The 24,460-nt window shown below is 71.9% G+C and carries 23 protein-coding genes; 15 read left to right on the forward strand and 8 right to left on the reverse strand.

Annotation, left to right across the window (positions count from 1 at the left end; translation table 11 throughout):
- Positions 1–145: 145 nt before the first annotated feature.
- Together ACFZB3_RS07460 and ACFZB3_RS07465 are read left to right on the forward strand one after the other, a co-directional pair.
- On the forward strand, positions 146–937 hold the full coding sequence (locus tag ACFZB3_RS07460) for a hypothetical protein (protein WP_391371157.1): 792 nt from the start codon (positions 146–148) through the stop codon (positions 935–937).
- 175 nt (positions 938–1,112) lie between these two features.
- A complete protein-coding gene (locus tag ACFZB3_RS07465; protein WP_391371159.1) occupies positions 1,113–2,000 on the forward strand; it encodes a DUF2236 domain-containing protein in 888 nt (295 codons plus the stop codon).
- On the opposite strand, the gene ACFZB3_RS07470 is transcribed toward ACFZB3_RS07465, so the two are convergent.
- The 3 genes from ACFZB3_RS07470 to ACFZB3_RS07480 all read right to left on the reverse strand — a co-directional run bounded on the left by ACFZB3_RS07470 (position 1,987) and on the right by ACFZB3_RS07480 (position 6,597).
- Complete coding sequence (locus ACFZB3_RS07470) at positions 1,987–3,153, reverse strand: glycoside hydrolase family 3 N-terminal domain-containing protein (RefSeq protein ID WP_391371162.1); 1,167 nt, start codon at positions 3,151–3,153, stop codon at positions 1,987–1,989. The genes ACFZB3_RS07465 and ACFZB3_RS07470 overlap by 14 nt on opposite strands.
- A 253-nt stretch (positions 3,154–3,406) precedes the next feature.
- Complete coding sequence (locus ACFZB3_RS07475) at positions 3,407–5,677, reverse strand: M4 family metallopeptidase (protein ID WP_391371164.1); 2,271 nt, start codon at positions 5,675–5,677, stop codon at positions 3,407–3,409.
- Positions 5,678–6,192: 515 nt separating this feature from the next.
- Positions 6,193–6,597, reverse strand: coding sequence for a winged helix-turn-helix transcriptional regulator (locus ACFZB3_RS07480; RefSeq protein ID WP_391371166.1), 405 nt, complete (start codon positions 6,595–6,597; stop codon positions 6,193–6,195).
- Positions 6,598–6,722: 125 nt separating this feature from the next.
- Here ACFZB3_RS07480 and ACFZB3_RS07485 point away from each other — a divergent pair, with 125 nt between their 5' ends.
- Positions 6,723–7,613: a zinc-binding dehydrogenase gene (locus tag ACFZB3_RS07485; protein ID WP_391371168.1), complete on the forward strand. Its 891-nt coding sequence runs from the start codon at positions 6,723–6,725 to the stop codon at positions 7,611–7,613.
- Here ACFZB3_RS07485 and ACFZB3_RS07490 read toward each other — a convergent pair.
- On the reverse strand, positions 7,610–8,593 hold the full coding sequence (locus tag ACFZB3_RS07490) for a DJ-1/PfpI family protein (RefSeq protein ID WP_391371171.1): 984 nt from the start codon (positions 8,591–8,593) through the stop codon (positions 7,610–7,612). The two genes, ACFZB3_RS07485 and ACFZB3_RS07490, sit on opposite strands and share 4 nt — an antisense overlap.
- A 102-nt stretch (positions 8,594–8,695) precedes the next feature.
- On the opposite strand from ACFZB3_RS07490, the gene ACFZB3_RS07495 reads away from it, so the two are divergent.
- The gene (locus tag ACFZB3_RS07495) at positions 8,696–9,334 is read left to right on the forward strand and encodes an HD domain-containing protein (RefSeq protein ID WP_391371173.1); all 639 of its coding nucleotides are present in this window, start codon (positions 8,696–8,698) and stop codon (positions 9,332–9,334) included.
- An 18-nt stretch (positions 9,335–9,352) separates the two neighbouring features.
- Here the strand turns inward: ACFZB3_RS07495 and ACFZB3_RS07500 are convergent, their stop codons facing one another.
- Positions 9,353–9,967 (reverse strand): TetR family transcriptional regulator, encoded by a 615-nt coding sequence (locus ACFZB3_RS07500; RefSeq protein ID WP_391371176.1) that lies wholly within the window; start codon positions 9,965–9,967, stop codon positions 9,353–9,355.
- 153 nt (positions 9,968–10,120) lie between these two features.
- Between ACFZB3_RS07500 and ACFZB3_RS07505 the strand changes: the two genes are divergently transcribed.
- On the forward strand, positions 10,121–10,675 hold the full coding sequence (locus ACFZB3_RS07505) for an isochorismatase family protein (RefSeq protein WP_391371179.1): 555 nt from the start codon (positions 10,121–10,123) through the stop codon (positions 10,673–10,675).
- 30 nt (positions 10,676–10,705) lie between these two features.
- On the opposite strand, the gene ACFZB3_RS07510 is transcribed toward ACFZB3_RS07505, so the two are convergent.
- Both ACFZB3_RS07510 and ACFZB3_RS07515 read right to left on the reverse strand, forming a co-directional pair.
- The gene (locus ACFZB3_RS07510) at positions 10,706–11,980 is read right to left on the reverse strand and encodes a cytochrome P450 (protein ID WP_391371182.1); all 1,275 of its coding nucleotides are present in this window, start codon (positions 11,978–11,980) and stop codon (positions 10,706–10,708) included.
- Positions 11,981–12,020: 40 nt separating this feature from the next.
- Positions 12,021–13,370: a glutamine synthetase family protein gene (locus ACFZB3_RS07515; protein ID WP_391371185.1), complete on the reverse strand. Its 1,350-nt coding sequence runs from the start codon at positions 13,368–13,370 to the stop codon at positions 12,021–12,023.
- A 348-nt stretch (positions 13,371–13,718) separates the two neighbouring features.
- Between ACFZB3_RS07515 and ACFZB3_RS07520 the strand changes: the two genes are divergently transcribed.
- From ACFZB3_RS07520 to ACFZB3_RS07565, 10 genes are all read left to right on the forward strand, one after another.
- Complete coding sequence (locus ACFZB3_RS07520) at positions 13,719–13,907, forward strand: ferredoxin (protein ID WP_361300407.1); 189 nt, start codon at positions 13,719–13,721, stop codon at positions 13,905–13,907.
- 2 nt (positions 13,908–13,909) lie between these two features.
- Complete coding sequence (locus ACFZB3_RS07525) at positions 13,910–15,109, forward strand: FAD-dependent oxidoreductase (RefSeq protein WP_391371189.1); 1,200 nt, start codon at positions 13,910–13,912, stop codon at positions 15,107–15,109.
- A 10-nt stretch (positions 15,110–15,119) separates the two neighbouring features.
- Positions 15,120–15,932 carry an acetoacetate decarboxylase family protein gene (locus ACFZB3_RS07530; RefSeq protein ID WP_391371192.1) on the forward strand — a complete coding sequence of 271 codons (813 nt, stop codon included), beginning with the start codon at positions 15,120–15,122 and terminating at the stop codon, positions 15,930–15,932.
- 99 nt (positions 15,933–16,031) lie between these two features.
- Positions 16,032–17,492, forward strand: a complete 1,461-nt coding sequence (locus tag ACFZB3_RS07535) for an aldehyde dehydrogenase family protein (RefSeq protein ID WP_391371195.1) — start codon at positions 16,032–16,034, stop codon at positions 17,490–17,492.
- The gene (locus ACFZB3_RS07540) at positions 17,485–18,420 is read left to right on the forward strand and encodes a 3,4-dihydroxyphenylacetate 2,3-dioxygenase (RefSeq protein ID WP_391371198.1); all 936 of its coding nucleotides are present in this window, start codon (positions 17,485–17,487) and stop codon (positions 18,418–18,420) included. The genes ACFZB3_RS07535 and ACFZB3_RS07540 overlap by 8 nt, the downstream gene beginning before the upstream one ends.
- A 10-nt stretch (positions 18,421–18,430) precedes the next feature.
- A complete protein-coding gene (locus tag ACFZB3_RS07545) occupies positions 18,431–19,285 on the forward strand; it encodes a fumarylacetoacetate hydrolase family protein (protein ID WP_391371201.1) in 855 nt (284 codons plus the stop codon).
- A gap of 43 nt (positions 19,286–19,328) precedes the next feature.
- The gene (locus ACFZB3_RS07550) at positions 19,329–19,991 is read left to right on the forward strand and encodes a TetR family transcriptional regulator (protein ID WP_391371204.1); all 663 of its coding nucleotides are present in this window, start codon (positions 19,329–19,331) and stop codon (positions 19,989–19,991) included.
- Positions 19,992–20,177: 186 nt separating this feature from the next.
- Positions 20,178–21,623: an amino acid permease gene (locus tag ACFZB3_RS07555; protein ID WP_391371208.1), complete on the forward strand. Its 1,446-nt coding sequence runs from the start codon at positions 20,178–20,180 to the stop codon at positions 21,621–21,623.
- A 60-nt stretch (positions 21,624–21,683) separates the two neighbouring features.
- Entirely contained in the window at positions 21,684–23,174 is a 1,491-nt protein-coding gene (locus ACFZB3_RS07560) for an aldehyde dehydrogenase family protein (RefSeq protein WP_391371211.1), read from the forward strand.
- Entirely contained in the window at positions 23,171–23,881 is a 711-nt protein-coding gene (locus ACFZB3_RS07565) for a gamma-glutamyl-gamma-aminobutyrate hydrolase family protein (protein ID WP_391371214.1), read from the forward strand. The genes ACFZB3_RS07560 and ACFZB3_RS07565 overlap by 4 nt, the downstream gene beginning before the upstream one ends.
- Before the next feature lie 3 nt (positions 23,882–23,884).
- Here the strand turns inward: ACFZB3_RS07565 and ACFZB3_RS07570 are convergent, their stop codons facing one another.
- Positions 23,885–24,457, reverse strand: a complete 573-nt coding sequence (locus ACFZB3_RS07570) for a MarR family winged helix-turn-helix transcriptional regulator (protein WP_361300437.1) — start codon at positions 24,455–24,457, stop codon at positions 23,885–23,887.
- Positions 24,458–24,460 lie beyond the last annotated feature (3 nt).

A 24,460-nucleotide genomic window follows, 5' to 3' on the forward strand; every position in this document is an offset into this window, starting at 1 on the left:
CAACCACCGTGACCAGGGAGTTCGCTGTGACGTTCAGGTTGTGTTCAGGGCCGGCGCGCGGACCTGAAACTCATGCACCAGAGGCGCCAAAGCATTGGTAAAGACATCTGTGGCACCGGGTGCACGGCGTGCCATCGTGCGGCCCATGACCACAGAGCACCTCCTCGACGACCGCGCCCGCGTTCCCCTGCGCACCATGGCGAACAAAGTGCCGGAAGTCACCGTCTACTTCTGGATCATCAAGGTGCTCACCACCGGGATGGGCGAGACCGCGTCGGACCTGCTGGCCCACGTCCTCGGCCCGATACCGGCAGTCGGTCTCGGCGGTCTCGCGCTCGCGGTCTCCCTGGTCGTGCAGTTCGCGGCCCGCCGGTACATCGCCTGGGTGTACTGGACCGCGGTCGTCATGGTCAGCGTGTTCGGCACGATGGCCGCCGACGTCCTGCACGTGGGTCTCGGCGTGCCCTACGCGCTGTCCACCCCGTTCTTCCTCGTCGTGCTGGCCGCGGTCTTCGCCCTCTGGTACGCCGTCGAGCGGACGCTGTCCATCCACGGCATCCGCACCCGCCGACGGGAGATCTTCTACTGGGCGGCCGTCCTCGCCACCTTCGCCCTCGGTACCGCCGCCGGTGACCTGACCGCCACCGCGGGTCTCGGCTACTTCGGCTCGGCGGTCCTCTTCGCCGTCGCGATCAGCGTCCCGGCGATCGCCCACCGCGGCGGTGCCCTGAACGCCGTGGCCGCCTTCTGGACGGCCTACGTCATCACCCGCCCCCTCGGCGCCTCGCTCGCCGACTGGATGGCGGTCGGGCACAGCCGGGGCGGGCTCGCCCTGGGACTGGCACCGGTGACCCTCGCCTGGACGGTCGCCATCGCCGGCTTCGTCGGCTACCTCGCCGTCTCCCGCCGGGACGCGTCGGGGCCCGGCCCGGCCTGAGCGGCCCGGCCCCGCACCACGGGTCCGGCGGACGAGGCGCCGACCTCGCGCCGGACGGAGCCATGAGCGCGTTTTCGGCGTCTTGCTCTCCGGGGAGTTTCCGCCCGCGCGGCGTCACGTTCCCGGCAGAGCCGGGGCGGCGCGGCGCGTGGCTCCGGCTTGAGGGGATCCGACGTTGCGCCGTGGGTACAAGTGGGTGGACCGCGAACTCGCCGGGCTGGATCCGGAGACCGACTGGGAGCGGATGATTTCGCTCTATGTCGGTTACAGAATCCCGGAGTTCGCCCTGGCGATGACGCTCTACCCGGGCACCATGCGCATGATGCAGCCGGGCGCCACGGCCGCGACGCTGGCGCACACCGCGAAGCTGGCGACGAGACCCGAGCGGCGGTACCAGGACGCCAACCGCTTCCTGATGGCCTGGATGGTGGACGGCCTGTCCAGCGGAGCGGGGCGCGCGGCGGCCGACCGGCTCAACCGCATCCACCTGGCGGTCGCCCGGGCCACCCCGCACCTGCCCGGCAACTTCGACGACACCGACGACTTCGTCTACCTCCTCGTCCTGCTCGCCACCTACGGCGACCGCCTGCTGACCTCGCTGGGACTGCCCGGCACCAGCGAGCCCATGAAGACCGCCTGGCACCGCTGGGCGCAGACCCTCTTCCGCCTCCTGGAACGCGAGTCCGGCTCGCTGGCCGACGAGCCCTTTCCGGAGGACTGGGACGCGATGACCGAGTTCGCCGTGAAGTTCGACTCGCGGCCCTACGAACCGACCGAGGCGGGGCATGCCGTGGCGACCGCGATGATGGAGTACTTCGCCGGCCGCTGGTTCCCCGCGCCCTTCCGGGCGTTCGGCAGGGACCTGACCCGCTACCTCGCCGGCGAGCGGGTCTGCCGGCTCCACCGGATCGGCCGGCTCGGTCCCCGCCGTGCACGCGTCGTTCGGGTGTTCCTGAAGTCCGCGTTCCGTGTCCTGCGTCTCCTGCCCGACTACCGGACACCACTGCCCGAACGCGTCCGGCCTGCGGGGCGCATCCGGGCGGCCGGTCTCAGCTGCAGGTGAGGCGGCCGGCGGCGGCCTTGGCCGTGAGGATGCGGTGGACGGAGGCGGCGACCTTCGTGCGGAAGGAGGCGTCCTTCGCCATCTGGGCCTGCACCCCCTGGACCATCGCCGGTACGGTCGACGCCTTGACCGTGAGGACCATGTCGCCGCCGGCGTTGATGAACTGCACCGCCCGCTGTGCCGGGGTGTAGGCGCGGACCGCGACCGCCTGGCCGAGGTCGTCGGAGATGACGACTCCCTTGAAGCCGAACTTGGTGCGCAGCAGCGTGTTGATGACGGTCGGTGAGAACGCGGCGAGGTGCTTCGAGTCGATCTTCGTGTACTTCGCCGACGAGATCATCACGAACGGCGCACCCGCCTTGATCCCGCTCTGGAACGGCTGGAGGCTCGCACTGGTGGCGGTGGTCACGGAGTCGACGACGTTCGCCGTGGTGTCGGTGTTGCCGGTCACCTGGCCCAGTCCGGGGAAGTGCTTGAAGGTGGTCATCACCCCGGCCGTGCGGAACCCCGCGGCGAAGGCGCCGGTGTGCGAGGTCACGACCGCGGGGGTGTGGCCGTACTCGCGGTAGTAGCGGCCGATGGGGGCGTTGCGGGTGCCGAGACTCGCGGGCACCACATCGGCGACCGGGGCGAGATTGAGGTCCAGGCCCGCTGCCTTGAGCTGCCCCGCCCAGGTCGCGGCGCGGCTGCGCAGGGTCGCGGTGCTCCACGTGCCCTGGGTCAGGGCGTTGGGGATGACCGAGAAACCGGGGCCGCTGAGCACCTGGACCTGGCCGCCTTCCTGGTCGGTGGAGACCAGCAGCCCGACCCGGTGCCCGCCGACCGTGTCGGCCTGCGTGCGGAAGGCGTCGACCACCTTCCGGGTCGCGGTGGTCCCGGCGCTGCTGCGTCCGGTGAGCATCACGGACCCGACGTGGTAGGTACGCAGCGTCTGCAGGTCCGCAGTGCTCGGGCGGGTGGCGTTGACCCCGCCCATGAACAACTGGCCGACCCGCTGGGCCTGGGTCATCTTCGTGTAGACCGTGTCGGCGCAACTCGCGGCCGAGACGGCCGAGACGGCGGACACGGGACGGCCGGCCGCCCCCGCGGCCGGCACGGTGCACACACCGGCGGCGAGCACGGTGGTGACGAGTCCAACAGAGGTGCGGCGCACGGCGGATCCGCCGCGCGCGCGTCGACGAACAGGTGTCCCCACGATGCGCTCCTGACTGATGCGGGTGCACGCCACGGAGACCAACGGGCCGACCGACGACATCGGACCGCATGGCCCGCGACCGGTTCATTCGCACAACACGTTACGCCGAACGGGTGCTGTCAGCACCCGGGCGGAGCCGTTGTCCCGGGCCGCGGCGGCGTCCCGGGACAACGGCTCCTCACCTCAGGTCAGGTGCAGGGGCGGGTGCGGCTCAGGGGATGAGCCGCCACTGCTCGATGTAGCCGACGTCGATCGCCGCGTGGTCCTGGACCCGGAGCTTCCAGGTGCCGCTCAGCGGCTGTGCGGACGCGTCGACGGTGAACGTCTGGTCGACGTTGTCGGCGGAGCCGCCGCTCCTGTTCAGCAGCGAGTACACCGTTCCGTCGGGTCCGACCAGATCGACCGTCAGGTCACCCCGGTAGGTGTGGATGATCTTCACGTAGACCTGGGTGGTCGCCGAGGCGTTCCCGGTGCGGTCGGTGACGGTGACCGGGGACTCCACCGCGGTGCTGTTGTCGGGGATGTCGACGCGGGTGGCGTTGGCGTAGACGTAGGCCACCTCCCACGAGAAGCTCACCGTGCTGCTCGCGCCGGTGTCGTCGGTGACCGTGATGGCGACGTCGCTGGTGCCGAGGGTGGTCGGGGTGCCGGAGATCAGGCCCGTGTCACTCATCGTCAGACCGTCCGGCAGGCCGGTCGCCGTGTACGTCAGGCCCGCGCCGGAGTTGGTGGTGTACGCGGACGTCTGGAGGGACACCGCCTGTCCGATCCCGCTGATCTGGTCCGCGATCGGGGCTACGTTGACGCCCAGTGCGATCCGGCTGCCCACGTTGATCGCCGCCCACGCGTCGGCCACCGCGAGGTAGGAGGGGCTGTAGGCGCCGAACAGGTCGGCCGCCGCCTGGAGGGTGGCGGTGCGGGCGCCCGCGTAGTTGGTGCTCGACGTCATGTAGGTGGTGAGGGCCCGGTACCAGACGCGTTGGGCGTTCTCGATGCCGATGCCGGTCACCGGCTGCCCGTCGTAGGTGGGGCTGTCGTAGGCGACCCCGTTCACGGTCTTCGCTCCGCTGCCCTCGGAGAGCAGGTAGAAGAAGTGGTTGGCCGGGCCCGAGGAGTAGTGGACGTCGAGTCCGCCCAGTGAGGAGCTCCAGTAGTCGCTGGACGCGCCGTCCTTGCTCGGCTTGTCCATGTAACGCAGCGGGGTGCCGTTGCCGTTGATGTTGATCTTCTCGCCGACCAGGTAGTCCGGGACGTCGGCCGGCAGGTTCTCGTAGAACTCGACGGCGGCGGCGAAGATGTCCGAGGTCGCCTCGTTGAGACCGCCCGACTCACCGGAGTAGGTGAGGCCGGCGGTGGCCGCGGTGACACCGTGGCTCATCTCGTGGGCGGCCACGTCGAGCGCGGTGAGCGGGTGGGTGTTGCCCGAACCGTCGCCGTACGTCATGCAGAAGCAGGCGTCCTGCCAGAAGGCGTTGACGTAGTTGTTGCCGTAGTGGGCGCGGCTGTAGGCGGCGACGCCGTCGTTGCGTATGCCGTTGCGGCCGAAGACGTTCTTGTAGTAGTCCCAGGTGGCCGCCGCGCCGAAGGCGACGTCCACGCCCGCGGTCTGCCGGTTGGCAGGGGTGCCGTCGCCCCAGACATCGTTGTCGTCGGTGAAGAGCGTGCCGGTGCCCGAGGTGCCCTGGTTCAGGTCGTAGGTGCGGTGTCCGGCGCGGTCGCCGTCGACGAGCTGGTACGTCGAACCGGAGAGCGTGGTGCCGAGGGGCACGGTCCCGTTGAACTGGCCGGTGCCGGTGCCGGTTTCGACGCCCTGGTACTTGAAGAGCTGCTTTCCGGTGTCCGCGTCGGTGATCACGTGGAGTTCGTTGGGGGTGCCGTCGTCCTGGAAGCCGCCGACCACGGACTCCCAGGCCAGGGCGGGCTTGCCGGAGGCGGCCCAGACGACCAGGCGCGGGGCGCCGTCGATCGCGGGCTGTTCGGCACCGGCCTTCGCGGCGGTGGTGAGCGCCTTGGCCTTCGCCGTCGCCGAGGAGACCTTCGCCTTGACGGACGGAACCGTGAGGGCCGCCTTCGTGGCCCGCGACACCGTGAGGCGGCCGCCGTCGTCGTGGACGATCAGGTCGCCGCCGAGGACGGGGAGGCCCGCGTAGGTGCGTTCGTAGCGGGTGTGCGTCGTTCCGTCGGCGTCCTGGGACACGTCCTTGACGACCAGCTTCTCGCCGGCGCCGAGGCCGAGGGTCCGTGCGGTGTCGGGAGCGTCCGTGGCGGCGCTCTTGAGCAGCGCCGCGTGCCTCGCCGGCGAGAGCGCGGCGGGGGCCGCGCCGGCGTCGGGGGTGGCCAGGATCCTGGCCGGGGCGTGACCGCCGGATGCGGCCACGGCGGTGCCGTTCTGTATTCCGGCCACGAGCATCGCACTTGCCGCGGTGAGGGCCAGGGCGACGCTGTGTCTGGTGCGTTGCTGATGACGGTCCTGCCGGAACATGCGTTCTCCTTCTGTGGGGTGGTCGGGCCCGGTGGGGCCCGGGAGAGCGGGTCGGCCTGGTGAGGCCGTCCGGCGGCGCGCGGGTGGGTGGCACGGTCCGAGGGGGGTCAGGTCCTCGTGGCCGTGCGGGGTGAAGACAGGGGTCGGACACGGGAGTTGTGTGGGACAACCTGTGATGAGACGGTGAACTTTCGGAGAGCAGATTGACACCCGGGAACCACGAATGTCATGACCGCATCAGAACATCGGCTTGAACTGGCGGTTGCGAGCGGCGCGATCGAGCGCCTGAACACCGCTTTTCGGCCGCCTGGTCGGCGCGTCCGCGGGCCGTACCGCCGGGCGACCGAGCGGGTACGGCGAGGTCCGCTGCGGTTCGGCAGCGCCGAGCAGGGGCACGGGGGGTGCCCCGGCCGAAGGCTCTCGGAGCGACTGCGGGACCGGCCGCGACGGCGCCGCGGCCGGCGGAGGACTGTCGCGGCCTGCGGCCGGCTGTCGCGGCACCTCCGGTGGAGCGCCTAGCTCTCGGCCCCCGCGTCATAGCGCTCGCGCGCCTCGTGGACCTCTTCGATGTAGGTCTCCGCCCAGTCCTTCACGCCCGCCAGCAGGAGGGAGAGGCTGAGGCCGAGCGGGGTGAGTTCGTAGTCCACGCGGACGGGGACGGACGGGGTCACCGTGCGGGCGAGGATGCCGTCGCGTTCCAGGGAGCGCAGGGTCTGGGTGAGCATCTTGGGGCTGACCCCGGCGATCTTGCGGGCCAGCTCGCTGTAGCGCATCGGGCCCGGGGCCAGCGCGCAGACGACGAGGCTCACCCACTTGTCGCTGATCCGGTCGAGGAGCTGGTTGGTGGGGCAGGCCCGGATGAACGCGTCGTACTCCACGCGCGCCTGCTCGCGCCGCTGGGCCGCCGTTGTCGTCGGCATCGCTCACCTCTGGGGGACCTAGGCACCTTCAGGTAACTACTTACCAGTAGATAGTAGCTCTTCCTAGGGTTGCAGACAGCCGCGGAGAGACCAAGGAAGGAAAGCCGTAGAGGGAGCAACTCGTCATGCGTGCAGCAGTGGTGAACACCTTCGGTGGGCCCGAGGCCGTGGAGGTCGTGGAGACCGAGCGGCCCGAGCCCGGCCCGCGCCAGGTGCGGATCAAGGTCGCGGCGGCCGCGCTGAACCCGGTGGACGAGGGGGTGCGGGCCGGTTTCTTCGGCGGCGCGGGCAAGCGGATCGGGCTCGGCTGGGACGTGGCCGGGACCGTGGACGCGACCGGCGTCGCCACCGCCTGGGGCGTCGGCGACCAGGTGGTGGCGCTGGACCCCGGCATGGTGCGGCCGCTCGGCACCCACGCCGAGTACGTCGTCGTGGCGGCGGACGCGGTGGCCACGGCGCCGGCCACGGTGGACGCCGTGCACGCGGCGACGCTGCCGCTGAACGGGCTGACCGCCGTACAGGCCCTGGACCTGCTGGAGTTGACCGAGGGGCAGTCCCTCCTGGTGACCGGCGCGGCGGGTGCGGTCGGCGGCTTCGCGGTCCAACTGGCGGCCCACCGGGGGGTGTCGGTGACCGCGCTGGCCCGCGGGGCCGACGAGGAGCTCGTACGGTCGCTGGGGGCCGCGCACTTCACGGCGGGCGACGTCGCGGCGGGGAGCTTCGACGCCGTCCTGGACGCGGCGGTTCTCGGTGAGCCGGCTCTGGAGTGGGTGCGCGACGGGGGCGGCTACGTCGATGTCCGGCCCGGCGGCGAGCCGGCGCCGGTGCGCGGGGTGCGGACCGCCGCCGTCGCCGTGACCGCGGACGGGGCGCGCCTGGCGGAGCTGGCCGGACTCGTGGACGAGGGCGTGCTGACGCTCCGGGTGGCCGAGACGTTCTCCCTGGCCGACGCCGCCAAGGCCCACGCCCGCCTCTCCGCGGGCGGGGTGCGCGGGCGGCTGGTGCTGGTCCCCTAGCCGGTCCGGCCCGGTCCGGGCCGATCCGGGCGGCCGGTGGTGGCGAAGCGTCTGCGGTAGTGGGTCGGCGTGGTGCCCAGGTGACGGGCGAAGGCGCGGCGAAGGGTCTCGTCGGTGCCCAGGCCGCTGTGCTGGGCGGCCGCGGTCACACTGTGACCCTCCAGGAGCAGCTGCTGGGCACGGTCCAGGCGGACCCGCTCGACCCAGCGTGCGGGCGTGGTGCCCAGCTCGGCGGTGAACAGCCGGGTCAGGTGCCGGGCGCTGACGGCGGCGGACGCCGCCATGGCGGGCAGGCTGTGGTCGGCGGTCGGATCGGCGAGCACGGACGCGACCAGGGTACGGAGCAGGTCGCTGCGGGCGGGCGGCGTGGTGATCGCGGTGGAGAACTGCGACTGGCCGCCCGGGCGTTGCAGGAACACGACCAGTTCGCGGGCGACGTCCCGCGCCACGTCCGCGCCGTGGTCGTCCTCCACCAGGGCGAGGGTGAGGTCGATGCCCGCGCTGATGCCGGCCGAGGTGACGTACCGCCCGTCGCGGACGTGGATGGCGTCCGGCTCGACCCGCACCCGGGGGAAACGGCGCGCGAAGGCGGCCGCGTGCCGCCAGTGCGTCGTGGCGCGCCGGCCGTCGAGCAGCCCCAGCTCGCCCAGCACGAACGCCCCCGTGCACACCGAGGCCACCCTGCGCGCCCGTTCGGTCAGACCGCGGGCCGTGGCGAGCAGCTCGTCCTCGACCGGCCGCTCGGCGAGCCGGTCGCCGCCGGCCACCAGGACCGTGTCGACCGGGCCGGCGTCGGCCGCCCGGACCGTGCCGGTCAGCGCCAGCCCGGCGGACGTGGTGACCGTGCCGCCCTCCGGGGAGACCAGCACCAGCTCGTAGGGGTCGGCGAGCCGTCCCGCCAGGTGCAGCACCTCCGACGGACCGCTGACGTCGAGCATGGTCACCCCCTCGAAGACCACAATGCCCACCCGATGAGTCATGTCCGAATCCGTGGTTTTCCTGGCAGCAGGGACATGGCCCAGCCTACGTCCCCCGGAGAACCCTGGAGGCACATCACCCATCCGGTACGGAGGCCGAGAACGATGAACGAAGAGATCGCAGGCGTGCGGATCCCGGACACCGCCCTGGTCCGGGAGGCCACCGACATGGTCCGCGACGTCGCCACCCCGCTGGTGTTCGACCACTCCCGGCGGGTCTTCCTGTGGGGCTCGCTGCGCGGCCGGGCCCTCGGGCTGGGCTTCGACCCCGAACTGCTGTACGTCGGCGCGATGTTCCACGACCTGGGACTCACCAAGAGCCTGCGCCGCACCGACCAGCGCTTCGAGATCGACGGCGCCGACGAGGCCCGCGCCTTCCTGCGGGCCCACGGCATCACCGGCGAGCCCGCCGACCGGGTCTGGACCGCCATCGCCCTGCACACCACCCCGGAGATCCCGCTGCACATGGCACCCGAGATCGCCCTGGTCACCCGCGGTGTCGAGCTGGACGTGCTGGGCATCGGCTACCACGAGGTCACCGACGCGCAGCGCGCGGCGGTCGTCGCGGCGCACCCCCGCCCCGACTTCAAGAACCAGATCCTCGCCGCCTTCACCGAGGGCAGCCAGGACCGCCCCGACACCACCTTCGGCAACGTCAAGGCCGACGTGCTCGCCCACTTCGTCCCCGGCTTCCGGCGTGGCGACTTCGTCGAGGTCATCCGGGACTCCGCCTGGCCCGAGTGACCCCTCCGGGCGGGGCTCTCAGCCCCGCGGCGGCCCGAGCAGCCCCTCCACGACGTCGTGGAGGGGGCCCGCGAGGTCGTCGGGTGTCGCGTCGGCCAGGGGCCGCAGGCCCACGGCCGAGCGTACGACGGCGACCCCGACGCCGAGGGCGACCAGCAGCTCCGCCCGCAGCTCGGCGTCGGGTGCCGACGACGCCCCCGACGCTTCGAGGACCTGCCGGCCGAACTCCTCCAGAGCGCGCCGGCGCAGCTCCGCCACCTGCTCGTCCCCGGAGTCCCGCAGCAGCATCAGCACCGGGTGCTCGCCGAACTCCGCCCACGCCCCGGCCGCCAGCTGGCGGCTGAGCGCCTCGGCGAGCGCGGCCCGGTCGTGCGGGAACCCCCCTTCGCCGCCGAGGAACCGGGGCGTCGACGCCAGCGCCGCCTTGAACAGGCCCTCCTTGGAGCCGAAGTACCGCTTGATGAGCGCCAGATTGACCCCGGCGTCCGCGGCGACGTCCCGCAGCGTCGTACGGTCGTAGCCCAGCCGTGTGAACCGGGAGCGGGCGGCCAGCAGCAGGGCCTGCCGGGTCGCCGCGGCATCCCGGCGCCGGGTCCCGTCGGCGGCCTGATCGCTCACGTCGTCCGATGACACAGCGGCTCCTCTCCTCGACGCCATCCCGGCCCCCTCGGCGGACCCACGCTCCGCCACGGAGTAATCATGCGTTGACATGATCCCGCAGCGAGGTCTACGTTGCCAAGTAATCGCTTGATGACCAACGGGGGTCGCGTGGAAGGAACAGAGACGGTGCCGCAGCAAGCCCTCCTCGTCATGGACGTCCAGCAGGTCGTCGTGGACCGCTTTCCCGACGCCGAGTACCTGCCCCGCCTGGGCAAGGCGATCGACGCCGCCCGGGCCGGCGGCGTCCCGGTGATCTACGTGGTGGTCGGCTTCCGCCCGGGCTACCCGGAGGTCAGCGCCCGCAACAAGATGTTCCGCGGCCTCGTGGGCGCCACGCCCCGCCCGGCCGGCGACGACCGGTCCACGCAGGTCCACCCGGACGTGGCTCCCGCGCCCGGCGAGCCGGTGGTCACCAAGCGGCGGGTCAGCGCCTTCGCCGGCAGCGACCTCGACATGGTGCTGCGGGCCGGCGGGATCGACCACCTCGTCCTCACCGGCATCGCCACCAGCGGCGTCGTGCTGTCCACCCTGCGCCAGGCCGCCGACCTCGACTTCGAGCTCACCGTCCTGTCCGACGGCTGCCTCGACTCCGACCCGGAGGTGCACCGGGTGCTCACCGAGAAGGTGTTCCCGAAGCAGGCCGAGGTGACGACCGTAGACGCGTGGGCGGCGGCACTCTGACGCACGGCGCCCGCGCTCCGGCCCGGGACGTCAGGCGAGCGTCACCTCCACCGGCAGCCTCTTGATGCCGTTGACGAAGTTGGAGCGCACCCGGGGCACCTCGCCGGCCAGCCGGATGCCGGCCAGCCGCGGGATCAGCTCCTCGAACATGATCCGGATCTCGGTGCGCGCGAGCAGGTTGCCCAGGCACAGATGGGGGCTGCCCTTGCCGAAGGCGACGTGGTCGTTGTGCTGCCGGGCCACGTCGAAGTCGTACGGGTTGCCGAACACTTCTTCGTCGCGGTTGCCCGAGGCGTACCACATGACGACCTTGTCGCCCTCCCTGATCCGCCTGCCGCCGAGCTCGACGTCACGGGTCGCGGTCCGGCGGAAGTGGTAGACCGGGGACGCCCAGCGCAGGAACTCCTCCACCGCCGTAGGGATCAGCGACGGGTCGTCCCGGAGCCGGGCCAGCTGCTCGGGGTGCTGGAGGAGGGCCAGCATGGAGTGGGTGATGGTGTGCCGGGTGGTCTCGTTGCCGGCCACCACCAGCAGCAGGAAGTAGTTGTCGAAGTCCTGCGCGGAGAGCGGGACCCCGTCGCGCGGGGTGGTGTTGACCAGCTTGGAGACCAGGTCGGTCCCCGCGCCGCCGCGCCGCTGCCGGGCCAGTTCCCGTCCGTACTCGAAGACTTCGAGGGAAGCGGGGGAGCGGAACGGCAGGTCGCGGTACTTCTCGCTCTCCGCGCTGTGCAGCAGGACGTCCGCGTAGTCGGGGTCGGTGTTGCCGATGATGCGGTTGCCCCAGTCGATGAGCCGCTGGTTGTCCTCCGGCGGCACGTCCAGGAGCCGGGCCAGGACGTTGATGGGGAAGTCCGCGGAGACCTCCTTCACGAAGTCGAAGGTCCCCTTGGCCAGTGCCGCGTCGAGCGTCTTCGCCGTCAGCCCGCGCAGGAAGTCCGTGTAGCTGTTGATGACCCCCGCCCCGAACTGCCGCTGGATCACACTGCGCAGGGCGCGATGGCGTACCCCGTCCAGCTCCAGGATCGAGGCGCGTTTGCGGATCTGGTCCTCGTCGAGCTCTTCCAGGTTCACGAACCGGGTGGAGGTGAAGGTCTCGGCGTCGCGGTCGACGCGCGCGATGTCGGCGTGCCGGGTGACGGCCCAGAAACCGGAGTTGGGCGCCTCCTCGGGCTGCCAGTGCACCGGGTCCTCGTGGCGCAGGGTGTGGAACATCCGCCAGGGCGTGACCCCGTCGGTGAAGTTGTCGAGGTTCGCGAGGTCGACGTCGGCGAGCCGCATGGTCTCGACGCCGGTGGTTGTGGTCATCGTCGGTCCTTCGAAGGTGGTCGCGGACGGCCGCGGTCGGTCACAGGTGGTAGGCGTACTCGGTGAACTCCCAGTCGGTGACGTGCCGTTGGAAGCGTTCGACCTCGTTGCGCTTGTAGGTGAGGTACGACGTGGTGAAGTCCTTGCCGAGCAGCCCGGCCAGGTCGGTGTCCGCCTCCAGCGCGTCCAGGGCGGCGGGCAGGTCCATCGGGAGCACGGGCGCCTTCGTGGTGTCGTACCCGTAGCCCTCCAGCGGGGCGGGCGGCTCCTCGCCGGCCAGCACGCCGAGGAGCGCGGCCGCGGTGGTCGCGGCGATCGCCAGGTACGGGTTGGCGCTCGCGTCCCCGAGGCGCAGTTCGAGCCGCGCGCCGGCACCGCGCTCGGGCGGCACGCGGACCATCGCACTGCGGTTGTCCAGGCCCCAGTCGATCAGCCAGGGGGCGAGGGTGTCGGGCCCGAAGCGCTTGTACGAGTTGACGGTCGGGTTCAGCAGCGCGGCGAGGGCGGGCGCATGCGCGAGGATGCCGGCGATCGCGTGCCGGGCGGTGGCGGAGAGGCCGTACGCGCCGGACGGGTCGTCGAAGACGTTGCGTGCGGCCTCGCCCTCGCAGGACAGGTGAAGGTGGAAACCGGAGCCGCCCGCGTCGTTGAAGGGCTTGGCCATGAAGGTGGCGAGCCGCCCCTCGCGCCGGGCCAGCTCCTTCACCGCCGCCTTGAAACGGAACGCCCGGTCGGCCGCGGACAGGGCCTGCGAGTGCAGCAGGTTGATCTCGAACTGCCCGCCGTCGAACTCGTGGTTGCCGCTCAGCACCCCGATGCGCAGGTCGCGCACCTGCCGCAGGGTGCGCAGCAGATGGTTGTCGGGGTCGGCGCGCAGCCCGGCGGTGTAGACGACACCGGGGACGCTGCCGTAGCGCCGCCAGCCGCCGCCCGGGTCCGGCTCGCACAGGAAGTACTCCAGCTCGGGCCCGACGACCGGGCTCAGCCCGTGTTCGCGGCACCGCTCCAGGACCGACCGCAGCAGGTCGCGCGGTGACTCGGGAGCCGGCGCCCCGGTGGCCGGATCGGTGACGTCGGCGAGGCAGGCCGCCACGCCCGGCTCCCAGGGCAGCGCGACCAGGGTGGCGAGGTCCGGCCGTACGCAGACGTCCGGCAGTCCGGCGTCCAGACCGCCGCTGACCGGCACCACGTCCCCCTGCGGACTGGTGTGGTAGACCGCCCGGCAGAAGGCGAGCCCGTGCTCCAGAGCCCGGGGCAGCTCCTCCACCAGCACGTCACGCGCCCGCTCGGTGCCGACGAGGTCGGGATACGTCACCCGGACGACGTCGATGCCGTCGGCGGTGAGCCGGTCCAGGTGCCGGCGGACTTCTGCATGGTCTTGATCGCTCACCGTTGTCTCCTTGCGCGGACGGACGTCGGGACACCACGAAGAGGCAGGTGGTGTGGAAGGTGAGGGCGGGGCCGGGGTGCGACGGCAGAGGGCCTGGGCAGCACTACGGCCTGCTGTTTGAAGCCAAACGGTAGGCAGGGGTGCACCTTGCCGCAAGGGGGCGACGCAAAGAATTTATCCATACGGATAGGTATTGACCAGGGGGTGGCGGCTGCCTACCTTGTTTGAAGCCAAACGAGTCCGGGACGCGGTCCGCCGCAACCCGTTGGCAGGGCCCGGCCGGCAGGACCGGCCGGGCCCACTTCCTCCCCCTCTCCCTTCGCTCCCGCTCCCTCAGGAGGACCGGCCATGAAGGTCGTCGTCGACATGAACAAGTGCCAGGACCACGGCCAGTGCGTCTTCGCGGCCCCCGACGTCTTCTCCCTGGACGACGCCGGCCACCTCGTCCACGTCACCGACCCGGACGACGCGCTGCGCGACGAGGTCGAGGAAGCGGCCGACGTCTGCCCGCTCCAGGCCATCCGCATCGAGGCCTGACCGTGGATCCGCGCATCGTCGTGGCCGGCGCCTCCATGGCCGGCCTGCGCGCCGCCGAGCAGCTCCGCGCGGCCGGCTGGAGCGGCGCGATCACCCTCGTCGGCGACGAACCGCACATGCCCTACAACCGGCCGCCCCTGTCCAAGGAGGTCCTGGCCGGCAAGGCACCCTTCGAGTCCCTCGCCTTCCGGCCGCGCGCCAGCGTGGCCGACGCCGAATGGCGACTGGGCAGGACGGTGGTCGCCGCGGCACTGGACGAGCGGACGGTACGGCTCGACGACGGCACCGAGCTGTCGTACGACGGACTGGTCGTCGCCACCGGGATGCGCCCCCGGCGCCTGACCTGCCCGGGACCGCGTACCGGCCGGCACACGGTCCGCACCCTCGACGACGCCCAGGGGCTGCGCGCGGCGCTGACCCGGCCCGGCGCCCGGGTCGTCGTGGTCGGCGCCGGGTTCATCGGCTGCGAGGTCGCCGCGACCGCGGTGGGGCTCGGCGTCGCCGAGGTGACCGTCGTCGATCCGCTGCCGCTGCCGATGGTCGGGCCGCTCGGAGAACTGCTCGGCCGGGCGCTGCTCGGGCGGCACGAGGCGCGCGGGGTGCGGTTCGCGCTGGGCGTCGGGGTGGCCGGGTTCCTCGGGGACGAGCGGGTGACCGGTGTGGAGTTGAGCGACGGTTCCGTGCTGCCCGCCGACGTGGTGGTCGAGTCGGTCGGCTCGGTCGCCAACACCGAGTGGCTCGACGGCAACGGACTCGACCTGACCGACGGCGTGCTCACCGACGCCTGCCTGCGGGCCGGCGGCCGGCCGGACGTGGTCGCGGTGGGCGACGTGGCCCGGTTCCCCAACGCCCGCTACGACGGTGTCCCGCGCCGGGTCGAGCACTGGTGCATCCCGACCGACACCGCCAAGCACGCGGCGAAGACGCTGGTCGCGGACACTGCGCCGGCGCCTTTCGCGCCGTTGCCCACCTTCTGGAGCGACCAGCACGACTTCCGGCTCCAGTCCTTCGGGGCGCCGGCGCTCGGCAAGGACGACGTCCGCGTCCTCGACGGAGACCCGGCGGGCGACGTGCTCGTCGGCTACCACCGCGACGGCCGGATCGTCGGCGTCGTCGCGCTCGGCGGCCAGGCCATGGCCGCGTCCGCCGCCCGTTACCGCGCCGAGCTGCTCAAGCAGCCCGCGCCCACCGCGACCGTCTGAGGAGCCCCAAGTGACCGGTGTACGTGGCTTTTTCCACCCCAGGACGGCGAGCGGCGCCTCGTCGCTGATCCCGGCGCCGCCGTGGCGGTACTCCGGTGACCTGCTCACCGTCGAGTACCGCACCGACCCCGCACGGGTGCGGGAACTGCTCCCCGAGCCGCTGGAGCTGGCCGACGAGGACCCCGGCGCGGTCGCCCTGATCTGGGCCGACTGGCAGTCCTGCTCGGCGTCCGGGGACGAACTGCTCGACCCGGTGCGCGCGCAGTACAAGGAGGCCTTCGCGGTCGTGCGCTGCAAGTACCAAGGGCGGACGTACTCGCGGTGCGTCTACATCTGGGTCGACAAGGACTTCGCGATCGCCCGTGGGCTGCACCAGGGGTATCCCAAGAAGCTCGGGTCGATCCACCAGACGCGGCCGCACCCGTACGGGCCCGCTCCGCGGATCGAGGCCGGGGCGAGGTTCGGGGCGACGCTGGCGGCGGCCGACCGGCGGCTGGCCCAGGCGGTGGTGACGCTGCGGGAACCCTCCGGGACGAACGGGTTCGTCAACGGGCATCCCATGGCTCATCACCGGTGGCTGCCTTCCGTCGAGAAGGGCAAGGGGCTGGCTCTCGACGAGCTGATCGAGTCGGGGGCGGCGGACTTCGAAGGGGGCCAGCCGTGGGTGGGGGAGGCCGAGTTGGAGCTGTTCGAGGCGCCTACGGAGGAGCTGGCTCGGCTGGAGGTCCGGGAGCCGATCGCTGCCTATTTCCGGCAGGTGGGGGTGGTGTGGGACGGCGGGCGGCTTCTCGAGTCCGGAACGTCGGGAGCGGTTGCCGAGTGAGGTGCGTGGTCGGGTGCGGGTGCGTGGGGGTTGATCGCGCAGTTCCCCGCGCCCCTGAGGTACGTGGTCGACCCCTTCGGATGAATGGAAACCCTTCTCATGGCTGACAAGATCATCGTTGCCGGAGTCTCCGTCGATACCCGGCACTGGATCGGTGGCCAGCGTGTCGCCTCCGGCGACACTTTCACCGATACCTCTCCCATCGACGGCAGCGCCCTCGGCGAGATCGCCCGCGGCGGTCCCCCCGAGGCCGAGGCCGCCGTGGCCGCCGCCCGGGACGCCTTCCCCTCCTGGGCCGCCACCCCCCGTGCCGAACGCGCTCGCCTTCTCCACGCCATCGCCGACGGGGTCGAGAAGCGCATCGAGGAGCTCGCGATCGTCGAGACCACCGACAACGGGGCTCTCCTGCGCTCGCACAGGCGCGGAGTCATCCCCCGTGTCGCGCACAACTTCCGTTTCTTCGCGGACTGGTTGCTCCAGCTCGACCACGAGGACTTCGAGACCCGGGGCCACCGCAACCACGTCAGCTGGGACCCCGCCGGCCCCTGCGTGCTGATCACTCCGTGGAACGCCCCGCTCATGCTGGCCACCTGGAAGGTCGCCCCGGCCCTCGCCGCCGGGAACACCGTGGTCCTCAAGCCCGCCGAGTGGTCGCCGCTCACCGCCTCCCTGCTCGCCGACATCGCGGCCGAGGCCGGGCTGCCGGCCGGGGTGCTCAACGTCGTGCAGGGGTACGGTGCCGAGATCGGTGATGCGCTCACCTCGCACCCGGACGTGCGCCGGATCAGCTTCACCGGCTCCGTGCCGACCGCCAGGCGCATCGCCGCCTCGGCCGCCGCCAACCTGACACCCCTGAGTCTCGAACTCGGCGGCAAATCACCCCTGTTGGTGTTCGCCGACGCCGATCTCGACCTTGCCGTCGACCTCGCCGTGGAGCAGTACGACAACGCCGGGCAGGTCTGCCTCGCCGGGACCCGCCTGCTCGTCGAGGAGCCGGTCGCCGAGGAGTTCACCCGGCGGTTCGTGGCGAAGGCCGACGCGCTGCGGCAGGGTGACCCCCGTGACGAGGCCACCGACATCGGGCCGAACATCCACCCCCGTCAGCTGGAGAAGATCGACGGGTTCGTGCGGCGGGCCATCGGCGAGGGGGCGCGGGCCGTGATCGGCGGGGAGCGCCGGGACGGGCAGTTCTACGCGCCGACGCTCCTCACCGATGTCGCGCAGGACAGCGAGGTCGTGCAGGAGGAGGTCTTCGGGCCCGTGCTCACACTCCAGACCTTCGCCGACGAGGAGGAGGCGGTCCGGCTCGCGAACGACACGCGGTTCGGGCTCGCCGCCACCCTCGCCACCGGCGACCCCGAACGGGCCGAGCGGGTCACCGCGCGACTGGTCGCCGGCACCGTCTGGGTCAACTGCTTCTTCGTGCGTGACCTCCAGGCGCCGTTCGGCGGCTCCCGGCTCTCCGGGGTCGGGCGCGAGGGCGGCACCTGGAGCTTCGACTTCTACTGCGACCTGAAGAACACCGTCACCGCACCGAAGGGCTGGAAGGACCATGGGTGAGATCGTCGGGGCGGGGCTGCTCGCCCATGTCCCCACCATCGTGCTGCCGGAGGCCGACCGGCTGGAGCTCAACGAGGGCAAGGAGATCACCCTCGTCACCGGCCTCCGGCAACTCCGCAGGGACGTCTTCGAGCGGGACGACTACGACACCGTCGTCGTCCTCGACTCCCACTGGGCGACGACCGTCGAGTTCGTCGTCACGGCACAGCAGCGCAGGGCGGGACTGTTCACCTCCGAGGAACTGCCGCGCGGGATGTGCCGGATGCCGTACGACTTTCCCGGCGACCCCGAACTCGCCCGCAACGTCGAGAAGTTCGCCGACAAGCACGGCACCTGGATCACCGCGATCGACGACGAGTACCTGCCGATCTACTACGCGACCGTCAACCTCTGGAAGTTCCTGGGCGAGGGCCTGCCCGACAAGCGGTGGGTGACCATCGGGGTCTGCCAGACCGGGGACATGGAGGACCATCTGCGGCTCGGGCGGGCGCTCGCCGACGGTATCGCCGCGACTCCTGGACGGCGGGTGCTGCTCATCGCCTCCGGTGCCCTCTCGCACACCTTCTGGCCGCTGCGCGAGCTGCGCGACCACGAGGCCAGCGACCCGGTGCACATCCGCACACCGGAGGCCCGGGAGGCCGACCACGAGCGCATCGAGTGGTTCAGGGAGGGCCGGCACGACAAGGTCCTCGACACCATGGACGCGTTCTGGAAGTTCAAGCCCGAGGCGAGGTTCTCCCACTACCTGATGATGGCCGGCGCCCTCGGCGAGCAGGCCTGTGCCGCCCCAGCCCGGCAGTACGGCGCGTACGAGAACTCCATCGGCACCGGCCAGGTGCACCTCTGGTTCGACCGGCCCGCCGACGGCTGGACCGGCACCGGTACGCCCGCGACCGCCGCGCCCCACCATCCGCACCGTCGTCCCTAGGAAGGCCGCCATGGCTGTTTTTTCCGAGTACCGCCGCATCCTCCTGGACGGCGCCGCCGTCCAGGTCACCGTCGACGGGGACGAACTCGTCGCCGGGGACGGGCGCCGCGTCAAGATCGAGGAGGCGCAGCACCTGCCGCCGGTCGTACCGTCCAAGGTGATCGCCGTCCATCTCAACCACCGCAGCCGGGTCGAGGAGTTCCGGATCGGGCTGCCCGACACCCCGACCTACTTCCACAAGCCCACCTCCGCCCTCAACTCCCACCGGGGCGCCGTCGTCCGGCCCGAGGGCTGCAAGTGGCTCAACTACGAGGGCGAGGTCGCCATCGTCATCGGGAGGACCGCGCGGAACGTCTCCCCCGCGGAGGCGGGGGAGTACATCGCCGGGTACACGGTCGCCAACGACTACGGACTGCACGACTTCCGGGACACCGACGCCGGCTCCATGCTGCGCGTGAAGGGCTCGGACACGCTGTGCCCGCTGGGCCCGGGTCTGGTCACCGACTGGGACTTCCACGGCAAGCGGCTGCGCACGTACGTCAACGGCGAGGTGGTGCAGGACGGTTCGACCGACGAGATGAAGTGGGACATGCACTATCTCGTCGCCGACATCGCCCGCACGATCACCCTCTACCCGGGCGACGTGCTGCTGTCCGGCACCCCGGCCAACTCGCGGCCCGTGCAGCCCGGTGATGTCGTCGAGGTCGAGGTGGAGGGCCTCGGGCGGCTCACCAACCACATCGTCACCGGGCCCACCCCGATCCGCACCGATGTCGGCGCCCAGCCCACCGAGTCCGAGGAAGTGCTGTCCACCGCGCTCGGCGGGGACTGGGAGTTCCGTGGCATCCGCGCGCCCCGCAGGTAGACGCCACGGCAGGCGCCCGGAACCGGCGGGTAGGGTCGCGACCATGACCGAACCCGCCGAGACCCCCCACCGGCCCGACGACCGGCCCGCCGACCAGCGCGGCGACCGGCCCGACGACCGGTCGCGCAAGCGGCTCGGCTACGGCGAGGGGCGCGAGGCGCTGCTCAAGGCCGCGGTCCGGGTCGTCGGCGCACGCGGGCTGCGGCACCTCACCTACCGTGCCGTCGCCGAGGAGGCCGGGGTCACCCACGGCCTCGTCGTCCACCACTTCGGCTCCCGGGACGCGCTGATCGAGGAGTCCCTCGCCTACGCCGTGCGCCTCAGCCTCAGCAGCAGCCTGCTGGAGCCCGGCACCGGGAAGCCCGAGGACTTCGTGGCCGGCCTGACGGACATGGTCGAGGACGACTCGGACGGCCAGGCGTACCAGTACGAGCTGCTCCTGGAGGCCCGCCGCAGGCCCGAGCTGCTCCCGCAGGTCCGCGCGCTCTACGACGAGTACTTCGGTGCCTCCCAGCGCGAGCTGGACCGCATCCTGCCCGGCGACGCGAGCCCCGCCTTCAACCGGCTGGTCTTCGCCGCGCTGGACGGCCTGGTGCTGCACCAGCTCACCGGCATCGGCGACCGTACGGACACCGAGGCGGCCCTGTCCGAACTGCGTGCCCTCCTGCGCACCCTGGGTGAGCGGCCGCCGGAGAACCGCGACTGAGCGTGCCCGTCCCGGAACCCCCCGTCGCGGTCGCGGCGGGGGGTTTGCCATGCCCTGGGCACAGCGGTTTCCCTGACGTAAATTCCCCTTCCCACCCCCTTGTCAGATGGATAGTTCCGGCCCACCATGAGGCAACTCGTTTGGCTCAAAACGAAAACTCTCCCTTCCCCTCAGCAGGTGATCCGAGTGGACAGTCAGACGGTCGACGCCGCCTCGCAGGCCGGAACGGGCGCCCAGCCCGCCACCACCCTCAAACGCAACGCCCTGGGTGTCCTGGGCATCCTCTTCTTCGTCCTGTCCGCCCAGGCACCGCTCACCGGTATCGCCGGCGCCGTGCCGATCGCGGTCGCCATCGGCAACGGAGCCGGTGCCCCGGCCGCCTACGCCCTCGCCGGAGCGGTGATCCTGCTGTTCTCGGTGGGCTTCGTGGCCATGGGCCGGCATGTGGTCAACGCCGGCGCCTTCTACACCTACATCGGCAAGGGCCTCGGCCGGACCACCGGCAGTGGCAGCGCCGCCGTGGCCCTGTTCGCCTACTGCACGGTCCAGGCCGCGATGTACGGGCTGTACGGGTACACCGTCAGCGGACTCGTCGAGCACTACTCCGGCGCGCACATCGCCTGGTGGGTGTGGACCCTGGTGACCATGGTCGTGGTCCAGGTGCTGGGCGCCGCCGGGATCGAGCTGGGCGCCAAGGTCCTCGCCGTGTTCGTGCTGGCCGAGTTCAGCATCCTGCTGGCCTTCGCCCTGGTCACGTTCTTCAAGGGCGGCGGGCCGGAGGGCCTCGACTTCGGCGGTACGTTCTCGCCGAGCGCCGTGCTCCAGGGCGCGCCCGGCGTGGCCCTGATGTTCGCCGTCGCCTCGATGTTCGGCTTCGAGGCCACCGCCATCTACGGCGAGGAGGCCCGCGAGCCCCACAGGACCGTCCCCCGGGCCACCTACCTCTCGGTCGCCGTGGTCACCGGCTTCTTCGCCTTCGTGTCCTGGATGCTGGTCTCCTCGTACGGCCCCTCCAAGGTCACCGCGGCCGCGGGCAAGGCACTGTCGGGCGGCGACTCCACCGTCTTCGTCTTCGCACCCATCGCCGACCAGTTCGGCGGCTGGGTCAACGACGTCCTGCCGATCCTGCTCGCCACCTCCCTCTTCGCCGGCATCCTCGCCTTCCACAACTCCGCCAACCGCTACCTGTTCTCCCTCAGCCGCGAGGGCCTGCTGCCCGCCCGGCTGCGCACCCTCAACCACCGGCACTCGCCGTGGGCCGCGGGCCTGGTCCAGACGGCGATCGCGGTGCTCCTCGTGATGCCCTTCGCCCTCGCCGGCAAGGACCCGGTCCTCACCCTCTTCTCCTGGTTCAGCGGCGTCGGGGTCCTCGCCTGCATGCTGCTGTACTTCCTGACCTCGGTCTCGGTGATCGTCTTCTTCCGCCGCGAACGCCTCGACACCCGGCCCTGGAACACGGCGATCGCCCCGGCCCTCGGCGCCCTCGGCATCGCCGCCATGATCTGGGTCATCCTGGCCAACTTCACGACCCTCATCGGCGGCGCCACCAGCACGGCCGTCTGGCTCGTCGTCACCGTCCCCGCCGTCCTGGGTCTCGGGGCGGGCACCGCACGGCTCGTCCACCGCCGCTGACGCACCCCGCCGGGCCCGGCCCCCGCACGGCCGGGCCCCCACCCTCCGATTGGGAATCCCATGCTGGACCTCACCCCCGACGAACTGACCGACCGGGCCAAGACCCTCGACCTGCCCGCACAGCACCACATCGACGGCACCGACGAACCCGGCGACGGAGCGGCCTTCGCCGTCGTCTCACCCCGGGACGGACAGCTCCTCACCCGGGTCGCCGACGCCGGGCAGGCCGAGGTCGACCACGCCGTGGCCGCCGCCCGCCGCGCCTTCGACGCCGGGCCCTGGCCGCGCCTGGCGCCCGCCGAGCGCGGCCGGATCCTGCTGCGCATGGCCGAACTCCTCGAAGAACACCGGGAGGAGCTCGCCCTCACCATCACCCTGGAGATGGGCAAGCCGATCACCGAGGCGTACGCCATCGAACTGCGCGCCGCGATCACCACGTTCCGCTGGTACGGGCAGCTGGCCGACAAGCTCACCGACGAGTCCCCGCACACCGCCTCCGACGCCCTCGCCCTGGTCACCCGCGAGCCGACCGGCGTCGTCGGCGCGGTCGTCCCCTGGAACTTCCCCCTCACCCTGGCGAGCTGGAAGGTGGCCCCGGCACTCGCGGCCGGCTGCACGGTCGTCCTGAAGCCCTCCGAGTCCTCCCCGCTCTCCGCCCTGCACCTCGGCCGGATCGGCACCGAGGCCGGACTGCCGCCCGGCGTCCTCAACGTCGTCACCGGCGACGGCCCCACGGCCGGACGGGCGATCGGCCTCCACCCCGACGTCGACGTGCTGGCCTTCACCGGCTCCACCGCCGTCGGCCGACACTTCCTGCGCTACTCCGCCGACTCCAACCTCAAGCGGGTCTGGCTGGAGCTGGGCGGCAAGTCGCCCAACATCATCCTCCCGGACGCCCCCGACCTGGACCGGGCCGCAGCCACCGCCGCCTGGGGGATCTTCTTCAACCAGGGCGAGATGTGCACCGCGCCCTCCCGGCTCCTGGTCCACTCCTCGATCGCCGAGCGCGTCACGGACGCCGTCGTGCGGCGGGCCGAGGAACTGCGGATCGGCGACCCGCTCGACCCCGCGACCGAGATGGGCGCACTGGTCGGAGAGGCCCACCTGGAGCGCGTGCAGGGGCATGTCGCTGCCGGGCGTGCGCAGGGGGCCCGGCTGCGCACGGGTGGCGAGCGCACCCTGCCGGACACCGGCGGCAGCTATCTGCAACCGACGGTCTTCGACCGCGTCGACGCCGGTATGCGGCTGGCCCGGGAGGAGATCTTCGGGCCGGTGCTGTCCGTCCTCGCCTTCGACGACCTGGACGAGGCGGTCCGGCTCGCCAACGCCACCGAGTACGGCCTCGCGGCCGGCCTGTGGACCTCCGACCTGTCCACCGCGCACCGGGTCTCCCGCGCCCTGAAGGCCGGCACGGTCTGGGTGAACTGCTACGAGGAGGGCGACCTGACCGTTCCCTTCGGCGGGATGAAGCAGTCCGGCAACGGGCGGGACAAGTCCGCGCACGCCATCGACAAGTACACCGAACTCAAGACGACCTGGATCCAGCTGTGACCCGTCCGCACCGTCCGCTCCGCCCCCTCATCGCCGTGCCCGCCCGGTTCTCCGCCACCACCTCGGCGCTGCGCTTCGCCGCCGAGGTCAACGCCCGGGCCCTGATCGAGGCCGTCTGGCGGGCCGGCGGCGAACCCGCGAGCATCCACCCCGCCGACACCGACGTGCCCGGCCGGCTCGCCCGCTTCGACGGCGTGCTGCTGCCCGGCGGCGGCGACCTCGCCCCGCACCGCTACGGGGCGACGGAGACCCACGACACGGTCTACGACGTCGACGACCTCCAGGACACCTTCGACCTGCAGGTCGCCCGCCACGCGCTGGAGTCGGGCCTGCCGCTGCTGGCGATCTGCCGGGGGCTGCAGGCCGTGAACGTGGCGCTGGGCGGCACCCTGGAGCAGGACATGGGCGGCCCGGACCGCACCCACCGGTACCTGCGCCACCCGGTGACCGTCCGTCCCGGGTCGCTCGTCGAACGGGCGCTGGGGGAGGAGAAGACGGACGCCTCCTGCTACCACCACCAGCGCGTGGACCGCCTCGGCACCGGACTCGCCGTCACCGCGTCCGCGGCGGACGGCACGGTCGAGGGACTGGAACTGGCCGACGCGCCGGGCTGGTTCACCGCCGTGCAGTGGCATCCCGAGGACACCGCGCACGAAGACCCGGTGCAGCAGCGCCTGTTCGACGCGTTCGTGCGGGCCGCGCGCTGAGGCTCAGGCCTTCGGGCGCCGTCCGCTGCGGCGCGGCGCGGGCTCGGCGCCGTCGAGCAGTTCGCGCCGCCGCTCCTCGCCGTGGTCCTCGACCTGGAGCACGACCCGCCGCAGCAGCTCCGCGAGGGTGCGGCACTCGGCGTCGCTGAGCCCGGAGGTCACGAAGGCCTCCTCCTCGTTGAACGCCGGGAACACCCGCTGCATCAGCTCCTCGCCCTTGTCGGTGAGGCTGAGCAGCACCAGGCGCCCGTCGTCCGGATGCCCGGCGCGGCCGAGCAGTCCGCGCGACTCCAGGGTGCGGGCCACGCCGGTGAGCGTGCCCTTGGAGATCCCGGCCTCCTCCGCCACGTGCCGGGTCTCCGACTCGCCCCACACCCAGACGACCCACAGCACCACGAACGCGGTCCAGGTGAGGTCCGAGCCGCGCAGCACGGAGTTCTCCAGGTGCTGGCGGACGGCGGAGGCGGCCCGGTGGACGTTGGCCACGGCCGCCATCTGGTCCCGGCGCACCGGGATCCCGCCGAGCTTCGCCGAGGCGAGCTTCTCCGCTTCGGTGATGGACCGGTGACCGGGCACGGG

The sequence above is a fragment of the Streptomyces sp. NPDC008092 genome, assembly GCF_042957285.1.
GTDB lineage: Bacteria > Actinomycetota > Actinomycetes > Streptomycetales > Streptomycetaceae > Streptomyces.